Here is an 18,131-nt window from a genome sequence, read left to right on the forward strand (position 1 = left end):
TAAGGCAAATGATTGCGGATCATAGCACAGGCCGTTAAACGGATTAAATTCCGCCTCTGACCAAACCGCCAATCCCATGCCGCTCCATAAACGTTGCTGACAGCTCCTTTACTCTTACGCTGGTTTCAGCCTGTAGTACTTCAGTCATCAACTGCTCAACCTGAACCCTCTCCAAATGACGTAATAAATATTTAATCCTTGGCACACTACAACCACTCATACTCAGGCTGCGATAGCCAAGACCAATCAATAACAGAGCACCCATCGGAGAACCCGCCATTTCACCACAAATACTGATAGCAAGACCCGCTTGCCGGCTATTTTCAAATACCAGTTTTAATGCCCGAATCACAGCCGGATGTAGACAATCATAAAGGGAAGCGACCTGGGTGTTGTTTCTATCCACTGCCAACAGATACTGTGTCAAATCATTGGTGCCAATAGAAACAAAATCGACTCTGCACTTGAGTTGTGGCAAGAGAAAAATGGTCGAAGGAACTTCAATCATCACGCCGAGCTGCGGCATAGGTATCTGATGCGCCAGAATTTGCTCAACTTCCTCTTTCGCTCTGTCTATCAATCTCTTAGCTTCATCAATCTCTTCCACGCTAGTAACCATTGGCAGAAGGATTTTCAAATTACCGCTATTAACATTCGCTCTGAGCATAGCCCTAAGCTGAATAAGAAAAATTTCCGGTTGGTCCAATGTCACCCGTATACCACGCCACCCCAAACAAGGATTTTCTTCGCTGATAGGCATGTAAGGCAGTTGTTTATCCGCACCGATATCAAGTGTACGCAATACCACCGGTTTATCAGGAAATAATTGCAGCATCTCCTGATAACGGGCTTTTTGTTCATCTTCTGAAGGGAAACCACAGTGCAACATAAAGGGTATTTCAGTTCGATAGAGACCAACACCATCAATATTATTGCCTATATGTAACTCATATTTCAGACTCAAACCCGCATTAAGTTGAACAAGAACACGCTCACCACTTTTGAGCCGCGCTTCCTGATCAACATCCCCTTCAGCCAGTTTACTCAGCGCTTTTTCTTCTTCGATGATCTGTTTATATTCCTGAGAAATCAGCGGCTCAGGTTCAATAAAAACTTCTCCGCGGAAACCATCAAGAATCAGCATACGATTGTGCAGGAGTTCCGGCAGGATATCAGCTCCCATAATAGCCGGGATGCCCATCGCCCGAACCAATATGGCAGAGTGTGAATGCGTCGCGCCATCACGAACAATAACCCCTGCTAATCTTTCCTGCGGCATTTCTGCCAATAGGTTAGCACTCAGTTCATCAGCAACCAGAATAAACCATTCAGGCCACAGATGACTGACAGTCGGTGAATCATCCAGATGAAACAGTAATCGTTGCCCAAGTGCCCGCAAATCCGATGCCCTTTCCCGCATATAGGCATCCTGTAAGCTGGCGAATTGCTCTGCGTATTTCTCAATAACTTGTTTAACCGCCCATTGCGCAACAGATCCCTGCTCAATACAAGAAAACAGATCTTGTTTCAGTTGAGGATCATTCAAAAGGTAGGAATAGAGATCAAAAATCGCGGCACTCTCTTTTTGAGAGCCGGTAGTAAAACGCTTACTGAGCCGCCGGCATTCCGCCGTCGCATCTTCAAGTGCCTGAATCAAACGAGAACGTTCTGCTGCATGATCAAGGGTTGATGCTTCAAAAATTTGTTCAAATGAGGGCTGGGAACAATCCTGCCACCCCTGGGCCATGACGATGCCATTGGAAATTGCCAACGCTTTAATTCGGGTCTGCCGGTAGTGCCCAAACAAGCCCTTGGTCTGAGCCTGAGCAAGAATCACAGCCAACTGTGTCGCCAGCGTCACCATAAAGGATTCTTCGGTTTCATTAAACAAGCGTTGTTCCTGCTGCTGAACAACCAGAACGCCTTGCAACTGACGGCGATAAATAACCGGAACCCCTAAAAAAGCGCGGAAGTTATCTTCCTTAACCTGAGGCAGATATTTAAAACTTGGATGACTGCGTACATCCGCTAAATTAATCAGTTCAGATAATTGACCAACTTGTCCAACCACCCCCTCACCAAATGCCAGGCTGATAATTCTTCCACGGGGTTTCCTCAATCCTCGGGTTGCCATCAGGTAATAACACTGCCGTTGATGATCAGCAAGATAGATAGAACACACATCTGTGCTCATCGCCAGGCAGGTCTCATTCACCAATAGCTCAAGCGCCTCGGCCAAATTGGTTGCCATCGCAACTTTTTCAACAATTTCCCGTAAGCGCATAAGCATGGAGCTAACCTAACTTCTTTTGCGACGATAAGAATATGAAGAACGTAATAATGATACGTTTTCCTGCATTGGCATCACAACCGAAGCAAATTCTTTCATCACGCGCCGGTAAACATCACGTTTAAAAGAGACAACCTGCCGGACAGGATACCAATAGCTGACCCAGCGCCAACCGTCAAACTCTGGGGTATTACTGTGCTGCACATTAATATCTTCTTCATTACAAAGCAGTTGTAATAAAAACCAACGCTGTTTTTGGCCAATACAGACAGGTCTTGTATCCCAACGCACCAAACGCTTAGGTAATTTGTAACGTAACCAATTACGGGTAGAGGCCAAAACGCGTACATCTTTCCGGCCTAAACCCACTTCTTCATACAGTTCCCGGTACATTGCCTGCTCTGGTGATTCCCCCGGATTAATCCCCCCCTGAGGGAATTGCCAGGAATGTTGCCCATAACGCCGGGCCCACAAAACCTGGCCTTGTCGATTACAAATTACAATTCCTACATTCGGGCGGTAGCCATCATCATCGATCACCAGACTACCTCAATAAACTAAATTTGAAAGATGACTAATTGTTTCACACTACCCTCAAGTGGTAAACCTCTATCATTGGACTTTGCAGTCGCTAGCTAAATCTCTACAATAGCACCATCTCAACGGGGTGCTGGCTGTTTAAAACGGTCTTGCTGAGAGTAAACCCGCCGAACCTGATCCGGCTAATACCGGCGTAGGGATTTGAGCTGCTAATTGTTTCACAGAAATTATCTTTCCGTTTAGCGCGCCCTCAGATCCTTTGCCAATCCTCTTAATTAAGGAGAGCAAAGTGTTTAAGACGTTATTTTCCAAATTAACCGTACTGACGGTACTGTCAGCCGCTGCTTTGTTATTGAGTCAGGTTGTACAGGCAAAGCCGGTATTAACCGTCTACACCTATGATTCTTTTGCCACCGAATGGGGACCAGGGCCCGCGATTAAAAAAGCGTTTGAAGCTGAATGTGACTGTGAGCTGAAATTTGTTGCACTGGAAGATGGTGTGTCCCTGCTCAACCGCCTCAGAATGGAAGGAAAGCGCACGGCTGCCGATATTATCCTTGGTCTGGATAACAACTTGATTCAAGCGGCCCAACAGACAGGTCTGTTCACTGAAAGCCAAGTGGATACCCGTAAGCTGAAGCTGCCGATACAATGGAATAACACCGTATTTATTCCTTATGACTATGGTTACTTTGCCTTCATTTACAACAAAAATACGTTGCCAAATCCACCAAAGAGCATGGATGAACTGATCAACAGTCACAATAACTGGAAAGTGATCTATCAAGATCCCCGCACCAGCACACCTGGGCAAGGTTTGCTGTTGTGGATGCAGAAAATTTATGGTGATGATGCCCCACAAGCCTGGCAAAAACTGGCAAAGAAAACACTCACGGTCACCAAAGGCTGGAGTGAAGCTTATGGTCTGTTCCTGAAAGGCGAAGGCGATTTAGTCCTGAGCTATACCTCTTCACCGGGCTATCACATTTTGTCTGAGAAGAAAGACTATTATGCTGCGGCAACGTTTAGTGAAGGTCATTACCTGCAAATCGAAGTTGCCGCCCAACTGGCCTCCAGCAAGCAACCGGAACTTGCCCAGAAATTTATGCGCTTTATGCTGACTCCGGCTTTCCAACAGGAAATTCCAACCACTAACTGGATGTATCCGGTTATTGATATCCAACTACCAGAAGTTTATTCACAGCTTTCAATACCAGAGAAATCATTACAGTACAACGCAGAAGAAGTCGCAAAACACCGTAACCAATGGATTCGCACATGGCAAAACGCTGTCAGCCGCTAATAGCCGGATGGCTGCTGCCGGGGGCGATTGCCGCCGGTCTTTTGCTATTGGTCGCTTTACTGGCATTCGGTACACTTTGGTTTAACGCGCCTGAAGACGACTGGTACTTACTGACAGAAGATCGCTATTTGTGGCATGTGGTGCGTTTTACATTCTGGCAAGCTTTTTTATCGGCTCTGTTTTCTGTTATGCCCGCTATTTTTCTTTCCCGGGCACTCTACCGCCGCCATTTTCCCGGCCGAACCTTGTTTCTGCGCCTGTGTGCTATGACGCTGGTTTTGCCGGTACTGGTCGCTCTGTTCGGCATTCTAACTGTCTATGGCAGAGTCGGCTGGCTGGCACAGTTCTGTGAATGGGCCGGTATCAATTACCCTTTCACCCCTTATGGTTTACAGGGCATTTTGCTGGCGCATATCTTCTTTAATATGCCACTGGCAACACGGCTGTTACTGCAATCACTGGAAAACATTGCGGTGGAACAACGGCAATTAGCCTCACAGTTGGGTATGAATGAATGGCAACATTTTCGTTTCGTTGAATGGCCTTACCTGCGCCGCCAAATCCTGCCAACCGGCGCGCTGATTTTTATGCTCTGTTTTGCCAGTTTTGCCACCGTGCTGGCTTTAGGTGGCGGGCCTGCGGCAACGACTGTCGAGCTGGCAATCTATCAGGCGTTAAGCTATGACTACGATCTCGGCCGTGCCGCGTTACTGGCTTTGATTCAGCTGACTTGCTGTCTTGGCCTGGTTCTTCTTAGTCAGAAACTTAACAGTGCTCTATCCATCGGCTATAGCAATCAACAGCAGTGGCGTAATCCACAGGATACTTTACTGAGAAAAATCTGTGACAGCGTGTTAATTACCGCAGCACTGTTACTGCTGGTGCCTCCATTGTTAGCTGTTGTGGTGGATGGTCTGAACAGCGGGTTATTCAACGTATTACGCCAACCTGCATTGTGGCAGGCATTTATCACATCCGTTGTGATTGCTTTAGGTGCCGGATTACTGTGTGTTTTATTCACAATGATGCTGCTGTGGAGCAGCCGCGAGTTGTACCTGCGTTATTCACCCCGCTGGGGACAAGCGATGGAAATAAGCGGTTTGTTGATCCTGGCGATGCCCGGCATCGTGCTGGCAACCGGTTTTTTTCTCCTCCTTAACGACACCATCGGCCTGCCCCGCTCACCCTATGGTCTGGTGATTTTAACCAACGCACTGATGGCAATTCCTTATGCATTGAAAGTTCTGGATAATCCGATGAAAGATCTGGCAGCCCGCTATAATCCGTTGTGCCGATCCCTGAATATTCAAGGTATTAACCGACTGTGTTGGATTGAGCTAAAAGCACTGAAAATCCCGCTGGCGCAAGCTTTGGCTTTTGCTTGTGTCCTTTCGATTGGGGATTTTGGTGTGGTCGCGCTGTTTGGTAATGAAGATTTCCGTACACTTCCTTTCTATCTGTACCAGCAAATAGGGGCTTACCGTAGTCAAGATGGCGCAGTCACCGCCTTATTGCTGTTATTATTATGTTTTATGCTGTTTAGTTTACTTGAACGCTTACCGGGGCGACATAATGCTTAAACTTGAGAATCTGACTTACACCTATGAACATCTGGTGATGTTCTTTGACTTGCAGATTCAGGCTGGGGAGCGTATCGCTATTCTTGGCCCTAGTGGAGCAGGTAAAAGTACATTACTGAACCTGATCGCCGGTTTTCAAACAGCAGAAAAAGGTTCCGTATGGCTGAATGGAAAAAATCACACCAATACGCCACCTTCTCAGCGCCCCGTATCCATGTTATTTCAAGAAAATAACCTCTTCTCTCATCTGACGATTGAACAGAATATTGGGTTGGGATTACATCCCGGATTACGCCTTAATAGCAAACAGCAACAGACATTACAGCAAATAGTCTCCCAAGTTTCGTTGGAAGATTGCCTTACCCGCCTGCCTGCTCAACTTTCTGGTGGACAACGACAACGAGCAGCATTAGCGCGTTGTTTAGTGCGCCAGCAGCCAATTCTGTTACTTGATGAGCCCTTTTCTGCTCTTGATCCAGCACTGCGTAATGAAATGTTGATATTACTGGAGCAAGTTTGCAATGAACGCCAGCTTACTTTGCTGATGGTTTCGCATAATCTGGATGATGCCGCCCGTATAGCTGACCGCGCTTTATTAGTTGTTGATGGCAATATTCATTATGACGGTTCAACAAATGCACTGGTTGCCGGTATTGTTCCTGAAGCGGCTATTTTGGGAAGGAAGGTAGACTCTAATTAGGCGTTATTAATTCCATCGCTATCAGAATAAATGGGAATAGGATATGGCTTGGTATTTCGATTATTTTCTTCTGTGACTAAGGTCTATATTTTAAAAATAAAATTGGATGGTGTAAATCTTTTTTGTTATAAGTATTTTTTATGTATTAATTTTTCATAAAGGATTTAATAATGTCTAATTTGATTTATGCGACCATAAAAGGAAAGAACCAAGGGTTAATCTCAGCAGGCTGTTCTACTTTTGATTCTATTGGTAATAAATATCAAGAGAACCACAGGGATCAAATATTAGTTTACTCCGCTACACATTCTTTAACTCGCGTACAACATGTAAGCCATCATCCTTTTAATATCATAAAACCCATCGATAAATCCTCTCCTTTACTTGGACTAGCAATTTCAAACAACGAAGAACTTCATCAGAAGGTGCTCAAGAAAAGTTTTATTCAATAGAATTAACAAAAGCAAAAATAAATGCTTTTAATATTAATTACCCTCACTCTTTAACTCATGCAGAGAATCAACCAGAAGAGAGTATCTCTGTCATTTATCAAAATATAATTTGGAGTCACCACATTGCGGGTACTTCTGCTTATAGTACCAGAGATGATGAGGTTTATTAAAAATGAATAAATTACGTGACAGGGCATTAAGTAATAATTTCTGTACATATGACCCAAGTTCCAGGCCATCTTTTAGGCGATGAGATGAAATAGATGCTTCGATTTATTTTCTTAATCGATTTATTCCAGGCTCAGTGAATTATCTGGATGGTTATAAAGATGCATATGTAAAATATAACAGGAACCTAATTTTAAAATATGCCCATATAGAACAAATCCCGCCAAATCTTTTGGCAGGTGTTGCCAGAATAGAAGCGGACGGTAAACCAGATATGTGGAAGTTAAACACTATTGCAATGAGACAATGGCGTGAACAGGCTTTTAACCTTGATAAAACTCGCTCAAAAGGCTCAAATGAAACTTCTACGGGTATAGTTGCAATACAGATAAGACATGTAGCAGATATGATGGGTTTCGACTCAAATACATTAACAACAACAGACCAGTTAGAAATTGCAACTTGCCTTCAAATTGATGAATTTAATATTAAAATGGTTGCTCGTTATTTAAGAGATTTAATTCTCTATGATTATCCTACTGCAGATACCAAGAAATTAACAAAAGAACAATATATCATGGCTGGTTCTAGATATAATCGTGGTATAACAAGAGAAAAGGGAGATTTTTCATAAGAATAATGAATACTCCGCCTGAATTAAGCACTACTGATGAAAAAAAATGGATTTCTTACGGAGTAAGTATATATAAACGGCTGGATTATTTAGATAATTTACTTAAAGGATAAAAAATGAAAATATCAGATATATTTACATTTTTTATGTTAAGTTTTTTATCCTTTGGATTAATTAACTCATTCGCTTTTCCCAGGGTTACAGACCTTTTTGACTTCAACTCAGTTGACTGTGATATATGGCAATATGAAGATGGAGGTATTGATATAATCACTTCCATATTTATCTTAATCCCACTTAGTCCTTTTTATATAGCCTGTTTTTACAAGTCATATGTTTTATTTAAAAACAATAAAATTAGATCAATAAGCTATTTTGTTTTTACCTCCGTTTTTATTCTTTATTGGTTCTATACTTACTACGCTAGATTTATGCTTTATTGCTAGACGGGATAAGCGTAATATTGTTCTAATATTTTCCATATAGTTAATTCGCCGCGTGCTTTATAAGGCAACGAAAATTTGGCGATTTGATACGAAATCATAATGGTATTTTTATAAAAGAAATCCAGGAATTCGATTTAACAAAATCGTTAACATGTAATCATAACTCCGACACGCCTGCCTGCCAGACATCACTCTATTTAAATTAACTTTTAGACGTTCAAGTTACCTAAATCACTCTCGATTATAAATATGATTTTCCATCACATCCTAATAGTTCAAAAAAACAATCAAATACAATCAGTTATTTAAGGTGATTAACATCACACTATTTGTTAATTTTAGTTTTAAAACCGAATAATAAATGTAACATATTCTTGTTTTTGCGGTTATTAACATTATTATTTTTCAAAGAGAATGATAAATGGATTATCAGAACTTATTTCAATTAACCAAGCAAGAAAAACATGACCTATTTTTAGCATTAAATAAAATTAATTACGATCCTACGGGGAGTGATTTATATATTCACGCAGTAAGATCTGCAATGATGTCTTTTTTACCTGTAAGGATAATATCAGCCCTGAATAAACAGCGGGCATCTATAGATCCCAGGCCATACATAATTCTAAAGAATACGCCAATAGACTGTGAAATATTCTTCTCTCCATCACCAAACCAATATACTCCCTCAGCAAAATCAGGAAATATTAGTGAAAACCTTTTAACAGGTATAGCTTCACTCATCGGTGAACCCTATTCGATGTTTTTTGAAGGTAAAGAGTTAATTAATAACCTGATTCCAACTCATGAATCGAAAAATGAATATACAGGTTTAGGATTTGATGTTGAACTTGATTTTCATATTGAAAATGCAGCGTTAAAACATTTAGAACAATATAATGTTTCACCACTAGGCTTATTACTTACAGGAGTCAGGAATGATCCCGGTGGTCCTCTGACACATATATCAGACTCACGTATATCCATTGCTCAATTAGAGAAAGAAGATATAGAGATATTAGCAGCACCATTGTACAGTATTAAATTACCTTACCGCTGGAGACAATCCACAGTGATTGGGAAAGAAGAGACCCATCTTGTCCCACTTATATCAGAAAATCATATATTACCCGACATCAGCGCTGTATTTTATCCCGGTATGATAACAGCAAGTACAACTAAAGCTGAAATTGCTTTGGAAAAATTCTACTGTTTGATTAAAGAAAATTCGGTAGGAATACATATTGAACCAGGAGATTTAGTATATATAGATAACAGATTCACTTTGCATTCAAGAGATAAATTCACACCAACATTCGATAATAGAGGAACTCCATTACGTTGGTTGCAACGTGTATTTATCTCACCAAATCTTTGGAATCATAGATATTTAAACCAAATCGAAAATAGAATTTTCTCTATTTAGAAGGATCTTCAGATGCTAAATGTTTTCTTTTCAATTCTGCCTATATTTCTACTAATTATTCTTGGTTTCTTATCTAAAAAATATATAAAAGATGTTTCTAATTTCTGGAACTTTTCAGATAAATTTGTTTACTATCTATTTTTTCCTGCTTTATTAATTTTAGATATTAGCGAAGCTAATTTTTCTGGCGCTGACAATTTCTACCCAATAGTATCAACAATAAGTTCCACAATAATAGTCGCTATTATTATTTTCTTTGGTAGATTTTTATTTAATACTACACCCGCTCTATTTACCTCTATTTTTCAAGGTGGAGTTAGATATAATTCATATGTTTTTATAGCCCTTTCACAATCACTATTTGGCAGTGAAGGTGTTGCATTATCCGGATTTTTTGTCGCCTATATGATAATTATCACCAATATTATGAGTGTACTGGTCATGAATCATTATGGTAGTGGAAGTAAAAAAAGCCTCAGTAGTGCTATCCTTGCTTTAGCTAAAAACCCACTCATCATTGGCGCAATCATTGGTGTGTTACTAAACTTCTTTAACATTCATATTACTGGTTCAATTAAGCAACTTTTTATCTATCTATCTAATGCAGCCACACCATTAAGCTTAATGTCTGTAGGCGCTGGATTGATCATCAGCATGCATATAAGAAAGCTACTTTCGATCTCCTATGCAACTATACTCAAGCTGGTTGTCATGCCACTTATCACCATCTTGATAATTAAATATTTAGGTGCATCAGGCGTGCCTGCGAATATTGCTATTCTATATTCCGCCGTGCCTTGTGCCGGTAATGCTTATATATTAGCCAGACAAATGGGAGGTGACCATGAGGCAATGGCATCTATTATCACATGGACTACGTTATTATCCATCATTACTGTAACTTTAATTCTTGGTAGTATGAAATTATAGAAATATATATAAGAATAAAGCCAAATAATATTAAAAACGTATTACTTATAACAAACGTAATACGTTTTCTCTTACTATACTCTCATAGATATATTCAATAATCCCTGCCTATCCCATTAGGGCTATTTTACTTTCCGTTCTTTGTAATAAAGCAGTGCTTCGATGATCAGTTATACATCACATCACGATATAGCGAGTTCAAACAACTGTACAAATAACCATTGCCCAATGCTATAATTGTGGTTATTTTCAACAAATATAAGCGCCAACCTCTATGATGCAACAGAATCATGCTGAACAAGGTTTTATACTGACACGCCACTGGCGAGATACTCCCTCGGGTATTGAAGTGGAATACTGGCTGGTGACAGATCAGGGGCCACGTCATATAAAAATTCTTCACCAACAAGCTGTTGCTTTTATCCCGCAAGCCAATATGCCGCAAGCGGAAAAAATTCTGGCACAAGAGCGCAACTACCATCTTCGCCCACTTTCATTAAAAGATTTCAATCGCCAACCTGTTGCCGCACTTTATTGCCAGCAATATCGGCAGTTACAACGGATTGAGAAAGTGCTACAGCAACAGGAAATTCAGGTTTATGAAGCAGATATCCGTCCACCAGACAGATTTATGATGGAACGTTTTATCACTGCTCCCATCTGGTTCAGTCAGGCACCTAATGGCAGCTATCAAATGAAACCCAACCCGGCTTATCGCCCAACATTGAAATGGGTATCCCTGGATATTGAAACCAGTCAACATGGAGAACTTTATTCCATCGGATTAGCAGGATGTGATCAGCAAAAAGTATTTATGCTTGGCCCTGCTAACGGTAATGAACACCCGGTAAATTTCGATTTGGAATATGTAGCAAGTCGTCCACAAATGCTGGAAAGACTTAACGAGTGGCTGGAAAAATATGACCCTGACGCCATTATTGGCTGGAACCTGATTCAGTTCGATCTACGCATTTTACAAAAACATGCTGAACGCTACGGTGTCCCGCTGAAATTTGGACGGGCCGGAGGGTTACTGGAATGGCGGGAGCACGGCTTTAAATCGGGGCACTTTTTCGCTTCCACCGCCGGCCGGTTGATTATTGATGGTATTGAAGCACTGAAAACCGCTACCTGGAATTTTCCTTCTTTTAGTCTGGAATATGTAGCACAGGAACTATTAGGTGAAGGTAAAGCCATTAATACGCCCTATCAGCGTATGGATGAGATTGACCGCCGTTTCCAGCAAGATAAGCCCGCACTGGCGCAATATAATCTGCAAGACTGTATTCTGGTAAACCGGATTTTCGATAAAACCCACTTAATGGAATTCTTACTGGACAGAGCAACAGTTACCGGTCTCGCCGTAGATCGCAGTGGTGGCTCAGTCACGGCTTTCACTCATCTTTACATGCCAAGAATGCACCGTATCGGTTATGTGGCCCCTAATCCAGGTGGGAGACCCGAAGATAACAGCCCAGGCGGTTTCGTGATGGATTCTCGGCCCGGTTTGTATGATTCAGTGCTGGTACTGGATTATAAAAGTCTGTACCCCTCGATTATCCGCACTTTTCTTATCGATCCTGTCGGTATGGTGGAAGGTCTGGCACAGTCGGACAGCGAGCATGCAGTTCCCGGTTTTCGCAACGCCTTCTTTTCCCGTACCCAGCACTGTCTGCCTGATATCGTGACGCAAATCTGGCATGAACGTGACGCAGCAAAAAAACAGCATAACGCCCCATTGTCACAAGCATTGAAGATCATCATGAACGCTTTCTACGGTGTTCTTGGGGCAGAGGGCTGTCGTTTCTTCGACCCGCGTCTGACGTCTTCTATCACTATGCGCGGCCACGAAATTATGCTCCAGACCAGAAAGCTGATTGAATCTCAAGACTATCAAGTTATCTACGGTGATACAGATTCTATCTTTATATGGCTGAAACAGGCACATGAGGAAGAACAGGCTATCAGTACCGGCAAAGAACTTGCGCAGTTCGTTAACCAATGGTGGCAAAAGTACCTGCAAGAACATTTTGGGCTTAAAAGTACCCTTGAGCTGGAATTTGAAACTCACTATCGCCGCTTCCTAATGCCAACCATCCGTGGTGCTGAACAAGGCAGTAAAAAACGTTATGCCGGTCTGAGTGGTGACCGCATAGTCTATAAAGGTCTGGAAACGGTACGCACTGACTGGACACCTCTGGCGCAAGATTTCCAGAAGCAATTGTATTCACTGATTTTTCATGAGCAGCCTTATCAGGAGTTTATCCGTGGTTATGTTACCAGTACCCAAAAAGGAAAATTTGATGATAAACTAACCTACCGTAAAAGGTTGGGCCGTAAGCTGTCTGACTATCAGCGCAATGTACCACCCCATGTGAGAGCAGCAAGGCTGGCAGATGAATACAATCTGCAACACAACCGGCCCTTGCAGTACCAAAATGGGGGGTGGATAAGCTATGTCATGACACTATCCGGGCCGGAACCACTGGAAAATCTGCATTCATCACCGGACTATGATCACTATATCAATAAACAGCTTCAACCTATCGCTGATGCTATCCTGCCATTTTTACAGGATGATTTTATAACTTTACTCACCGGACAGATGGTAATGCCTTTTGGCTGATTACTATTTTTTGCAGGTGACGACCGGCTTTGCTTCCATTAACATATCGCCCCTTTAACGAGTGATAAGGCGATTTGTGGGCATCTTGCTATCTGCCCGTTATCTTCGTTAAATCAAATAAAAGCTGTCGTCCTTCACCTATAAATAACATTTATCTAACAGAAACTGAGTCAAAATTTATGCCATTTACCCTCGGTCAACGCTGGATCAGCGATACAGAAAGCGAACTTGGATTAGGAACCGTTGTTGCATTGGACGCACGAATGGTCACTTTGCTTTTTCCTGCCAGCGGTGAAAACCGCCTTTACGCACGCAATGATTCTCCTATTACCCGCGTTATGTTTAACTCGGGGGATGTTGTCACCAGCCATGAAGGCTGGCAACTCAAAGTGGATGAAGTCCAGCAAGAGAATGGCCTGATTATTTATACAGGTACACGTCTTGATACTCTGGAAGAGAATGTCAGTCTGCGCGAAGTGTTCCTCGACAGCAAACTCACCTTCAACAAGCCACAGGATCGCTTGTTTGCCGGTCAGATTGACCGCATGGATCGCTTTGCCTTGCGCTTTCGCGCCCGTAAATATCAAAGCGAACAATTTAAACTGGCTGAAAGTGGTCTGCGAGGTATCCGCGCAAGCTTGATCCCCCATCAGCTTCATATCGCTAATGAAGTAGGCAAACGCCACGCGCCAAGGGTATTGTTGGCTGATGAAGTCGGCTTGGGTAAAACCATTGAAGCCGGGATGATCATCCACCAGCAACTGCTGGCAGGTCGCGCTGAACGTGTTCTGGTTATTGTGCCAGACAGTCTTCAGCACCAATGGCTGGTAGAGATGCTGCGCCGTTTCAATCTCCGTTTTGCCCTGTTTGATGACAGCCGCTATACCGAAGCCCGACATGACAGCGATAATCCATTTGAAACAGAACAACTGATACTTTGCTCGCTGGATTTTGTCCGCCGTAATAAACAACGTTTTGAGCATATGCTTGAAGCCAATTGGGATCTGATGGTGGTGGATGAAGCTCACCACCTGGCCTGGAGTGAAGATGCACCAAGTCGAGAATACCAGGTTATTGAAGAATTGGCTGAACAGATCCCTGGTGTACTGCTGCTGACCGCAACACCAGAGCAGTTAGGACAGGAAAGCCATTTTGCCCGCCTGCGCCTGCTTGATCCAAGCCGTTTTCATGATTATCAGGCTTTTATTGACGAACAACAAAACTACCGCCCGGTTGCCGATGCCGTAACTCTGCTGTTATCTGGTGAACAACTTAACAACAATCAATTAAATCTGATGGGTGAGCTGATTAGTGAGCAGGATATTGAGCCTCTACTAAAAGCAGCCAACAGTCATAGTGCTGAAAGTGAAACCGCACGCCGTGAACTGATTTCCATGCTGATGGATCGCCACGGTACCAGTCGTATTCTGTTCCGTAATACCCGTAATGGTGTGAAAGGCTTTCCTCATCGGGAACTGCACCAGATTAAGTTACCTCTGCCAGCCCAATATCAAACAGCCATTAAAGTCTCCGATATTATGGGCGCTAAAAAATCGCTGGAATCACGCGCAAGGGATATGCTTTACCCAGAGCAGATTTATCAGGAGTTTGAAGGCGAAAACGCCACCTGGTGGAATTTTGATCCCCGCGTAGAATGGTTACTGGGTTTCCTGACCGCAAACCGCGATGAAAAAGTGCTGGTCATTTGTGCTAAAGCAACCACAGCTCTACACCTGGAGCAGATACTGCGTGAACGCGAAGGCATTCGCGGTGCTGTTTTCCATGAAGGATTATCACTGGTTGAACGTGACCGCGCCGCTGCCTACTTTGCTTCTGAAGAAGAGGGGGCACAGGTGTTACTGTGCTCCGAAATTGGCTCAGAAGGCCGTAACTTCCAGTTCGCCAACCAGTTAGTCATGTTCGATTTGCCATTCAACCCGGATTTACTGGAACAACGTATCGGACGTCTGGATCGTATCGGCCAAAGCCGTGATATCCAAATCAGTGTGCCCTATCTGGAAAATACCGCACAGGCCGTTCTGATCCGGTGGTATCATGAAGGTCTGGATGCATTCGAACACACCTGCCCAACAGGCCGTACTATCTACGATAACTATTATGAAACTCTGCTGAGCTATCTTGCCAAACCAAATGAACAGGAAAAATTTGGTGAGTTTATTGAGCAATGCCGCCAACAACATGAGCAGCTCAAATTACAACTGGAGCAAGGCCGCGACCGGCTGCTGGAAATGAACTCCAATGGCGGAGAACATGGCTTACAGTTAGCAGAAAAAATTGCAAAGTATGATGGTGATACTGAACTGGTGAATTTCTCTCTCAACTTGTTTGATATCGTTGGTATCAATCAGGAAGATCGCAGCGACAACATGATTGTGCTGACACCATCCGATCATATGCTGGTTCCGGATTTCCCAGGGCTGCCACAAGATGGCTGTACTATCACATTCGATCGTGAACAAGCGCTGTCCCGTGAAGATGCCCAGTTTATCAGTTGGGAACACCCGATTATCCGTAATGGGTTGGACCTGATCCTTTCCGGTGATACCGGCAGCTGTGCTGTCTCTCTTTTGAAAAATAAAGCATTACCCGTTGGAACCCTGCTGGTAGAGCTGATTTATGTGGTTGAAGCACAAGCGCCAAAACATCTGCAATTGACCCGTTTCCTGCCACCAACACCATTGCGGATACTGATGGACTTGAAAGGCAACAATCTGGCTGGTCAGGTGGAATTTGAAAGCTTTAACCGCCAACTTAACGCCGTCAATCGTCATACTGCGAGTAAGCTGGTTAATGCGGTACAAAAAGAAGTTCACGCTATTCTACAGCAAGCAGAAGGTTTGATAGAAACACAGGCTCAATCATTGATTGAACAAGCGAAACAGGAAGCTGATGAAAAACTCACGGCTGAACTTTGCCGCTTGGAAGCACTCAAAGCCGTCAATCCGAATATTCGTGATGATGAGTTGGAAGCGATTGAATCCAATCGCCAACAGTTATTGCTTAACCTGAATCAGGCAAGCTGGCGTCTGGATGCTATTCGCCTTGTTGTTGTTACGCATCAGTAAGTATTAGAAATACCCGGAGGCGGGACCGGGATGGGGTGTCTCTCACCAAGACCCCTATTCCCACGCCTCCTTATGATATTCTGCTACCGGAGCCTCAATGGAAGCTTATAACCCTCCCACCGATCCCTGGCTACATGTGCTCTATCAGGATCAACACATCATTGTGGTCAACAAACCCAGTGGGCTACTCTCTGTTCCTGGCCGGGCAGAAGAACATAAAGACAGCATTATGACGCGGATACAACAGCAGTTTTCGACAGCAGAATCTGTTCACCGGCTGGATATGGCAACCAGCGGCGTAATGGTGGTTGCATTGACTAAAGATGCAGAGCGTGAATTGAAACGCCAGTTCCGTGAACGGGAACCGAAAAAAACCTATATTGCACGGATTTGGGGACGTCTGGAACCAGAAACCGGCATGGTCGATCTACCGCTGATTTGTGACTGGCCGAACCGACCAAAGCAGAAAGTTTGTTTTGAAACCGGAAAATCAGCTCAAACTGAATACGAAGTACTCGCTTACGAAGATGAAGCGACCCGGGTAAAACTCTCACCAATAACAGGTCGTTCACATCAGCTCAGGGTACACATGCTGGCACTTGAGCACCCTATTCTGGGAGATCGGTTTTACGCTCATCAGCAGGCAAGAGCAATGGCGCCTCGCCTGCAATTACATGCACAGGAACTACATATCGCTCATCCGGCCTATGGAACCCCAATGCATTTTCAGTGTAAAGCCGATTTTTGATTAATAGACAAATACGGTAACCGAATCCAATGAAGCCAATATCAGGCACAAGGCCAAGCCAAAATAACCCGAAAGAATACGGATACTTGCCATTTTCTCATTCCTCAATTTATTTAAAGTCAAAAATATATAAAATACTCTAATATTTTAAAGGAATAAAAAATAAACTCAATAACAGTAGGGGATTTTATTCCTCTATATGTTTAATAGCATGTTTTAAAAAAGAAAAAATAGCTTACTTAAAACCTTTCTCTTTTTTAATCAGATCATAAGCAGCTTGAATTGACTGGGCTTTTTGTTTAGCAATCTCCATCATTTCCGGTGGTAAACCTTTTGCCACCAGCTTATCAGGATGATGTTCACTCATCAGTTTACGATAGGCACGTTTAATTGTTGTCACGTCATCACTTTCACGCACACCTAGCACCTTACAGGCGTCCGCCAGGGTTGGCCCCTGAACAGTGCTCTGGTAGCTACCATACTGATGCTGCCGCCACTCTCCACCACCACTGAAATGACGGCCACCTTCCATCATGGCAAGGAATTGTTCAAACTGGTTACGGGAGATCCCAAGTTCATCAGCAATGATAAACAACACTTTCCTTTCATTCGGATGCAACTGACCATCAGAAAATGCAGCCTGCAACTGAATCTCCAAAAACATCCGAATTAAGTCAGACCGACCGAAACAGGCACGACGTAATTGTCTCAATGTCTCACGCAAAGGAAAATTCAGCTCTTTACCCTCACGAAAAGCGTGCTGGGCCGCAGTCCTAGCTTGCCCATGAAGTTGCATCCGGTCCATTAACTGGCTGGCAAGCTGGATATCTGTTTCAGTCACCCGTCCTTTTGATTTAGTAATATGCCCCATCACCTGAAAGGTACTACTGAAAAACAGCATCTGGCGGGACTGATTATTTGCAAAAAAACCCTGGCTTCTCCGTACACTGGCCCTATCAAACAGATGACCAACAAACAGGCCAATGACAATACCCCAGAAGCCTGCTCCAGACATGACACCAAAGATCAGACCAAGCAATTTTCCCCAATAATGCATATACTCCTCAATTCATCAATGCTCTGAGTGTAGTTTTGCATTATCATACTATTCATTCAGCCCCGTGCCTAACGGCAAGATAAGTAAAGGTATGACTTTACACTGGCGCATACTCATTGAGTGCGCTAGTCTCTTGAGGTTTGCC

Annotated in this window: 12 protein-coding genes, 1 pseudogene and 1 riboswitch; of the genes and pseudogenes, 10 read left to right on the forward strand and 3 right to left on the reverse strand. The window is 43.2% G+C overall.

Features of this window, described 5'->3' with window-relative positions; genetic code table 11:
• Positions 1-43: 43 nt before the first annotated feature.
• Both ptsP and rppH read right to left on the reverse strand, forming a co-directional pair.
• Positions 44-2,290 (reverse strand): phosphoenolpyruvate--protein phosphotransferase, encoded by a 2,247-nt coding sequence (gene ptsP / locus PTE_RS04975; protein ID WP_036843816.1) that lies wholly within the window; start codon positions 2,288-2,290, stop codon positions 44-46.
• A 9-nt stretch (positions 2,291-2,299) separates the two neighbouring features.
• Complete coding sequence (rppH, locus tag PTE_RS04980; RefSeq protein ID WP_036843817.1) at positions 2,300-2,830, reverse strand: RNA pyrophosphohydrolase; 531 nt, start codon at positions 2,828-2,830, stop codon at positions 2,300-2,302.
• 113 nt (positions 2,831-2,943) lie between these two features.
• Positions 2,944-3,048, forward strand: a riboswitch (TPP riboswitch).
• Positions 3,049-3,119: 71 nt separating this feature from the next.
• On the opposite strand from rppH, the gene thiB reads away from it, so the two are divergent.
• From thiB to rluA, 10 genes and pseudogenes are all read left to right on the forward strand, one after another.
• A complete protein-coding gene (gene thiB, locus PTE_RS04985; RefSeq protein WP_036843818.1) occupies positions 3,120-4,133 on the forward strand; it encodes a thiamine ABC transporter substrate binding subunit in 1,014 nt (337 codons plus the stop codon).
• On the forward strand, positions 4,109-5,713 hold the full coding sequence (gene thiP, locus PTE_RS04990) for a thiamine/thiamine pyrophosphate ABC transporter permease ThiP (protein ID WP_036843819.1): 1,605 nt from the start codon (positions 4,109-4,111) through the stop codon (positions 5,711-5,713). The genes thiB and thiP overlap by 25 nt, the downstream gene beginning before the upstream one ends.
• Positions 5,706-6,413: a thiamine ABC transporter ATP-binding protein ThiQ gene (gene thiQ, locus PTE_RS04995; RefSeq protein ID WP_036843820.1), complete on the forward strand. Its 708-nt coding sequence runs from the start codon at positions 5,706-5,708 to the stop codon at positions 6,411-6,413. Before thiP ends, thiQ begins: the two co-directional genes overlap by 8 nt.
• A gap of 170 nt (positions 6,414-6,583) precedes the next feature.
• Positions 6,584-7,035, forward strand: a pseudogene (locus PTE_RS05000) (Hcp family type VI secretion system effector).
• A gap of 134 nt (positions 7,036-7,169) precedes the next feature.
• Complete coding sequence (locus PTE_RS05005) at positions 7,170-7,667, forward strand: hypothetical protein (RefSeq protein WP_051477183.1); 498 nt, start codon at positions 7,170-7,172, stop codon at positions 7,665-7,667.
• 867 nt (positions 7,668-8,534) lie between these two features.
• On the forward strand, positions 8,535-9,539 hold the full coding sequence (locus PTE_RS05015) for a TauD/TfdA family dioxygenase (protein WP_036843822.1): 1,005 nt from the start codon (positions 8,535-8,537) through the stop codon (positions 9,537-9,539).
• Between the two features lie 12 nt (positions 9,540-9,551).
• A complete protein-coding gene (locus PTE_RS05020; RefSeq protein WP_036843824.1) occupies positions 9,552-10,469 on the forward strand; it encodes an AEC family transporter in 918 nt (305 codons plus the stop codon).
• Positions 10,470-10,746: 277 nt separating this feature from the next.
• The gene (locus PTE_RS05025) at positions 10,747-13,095 is read left to right on the forward strand and encodes a DNA polymerase II (protein ID WP_036844273.1); all 2,349 of its coding nucleotides are present in this window, start codon (positions 10,747-10,749) and stop codon (positions 13,093-13,095) included.
• Positions 13,096-13,274: 179 nt separating this feature from the next.
• The gene (gene rapA, locus PTE_RS05030) at positions 13,275-16,181 is read left to right on the forward strand and encodes an RNA polymerase-associated protein RapA (protein ID WP_036843825.1); all 2,907 of its coding nucleotides are present in this window, start codon (positions 13,275-13,277) and stop codon (positions 16,179-16,181) included.
• A 97-nt stretch (positions 16,182-16,278) separates the two neighbouring features.
• The gene (gene rluA, locus PTE_RS05035) at positions 16,279-16,929 is read left to right on the forward strand and encodes a bifunctional tRNA pseudouridine(32) synthase/23S rRNA pseudouridine(746) synthase RluA (RefSeq protein WP_036843826.1); all 651 of its coding nucleotides are present in this window, start codon (positions 16,279-16,281) and stop codon (positions 16,927-16,929) included.
• Between the two features lie 235 nt (positions 16,930-17,164).
• Here the strand turns inward: rluA and djlA are convergent, their stop codons facing one another.
• A complete protein-coding gene (gene djlA / locus PTE_RS05040) occupies positions 17,165-17,986 on the reverse strand; it encodes a co-chaperone DjlA (RefSeq protein WP_036843828.1) in 822 nt (273 codons plus the stop codon).
• Positions 17,987-18,131: the final 145 nt, after the last annotated feature.

The organism is Photorhabdus khanii NC19, assembly GCF_000517265.1.
GTDB lineage: Bacteria > Pseudomonadota > Gammaproteobacteria > Enterobacterales > Enterobacteriaceae > Photorhabdus > Photorhabdus khanii.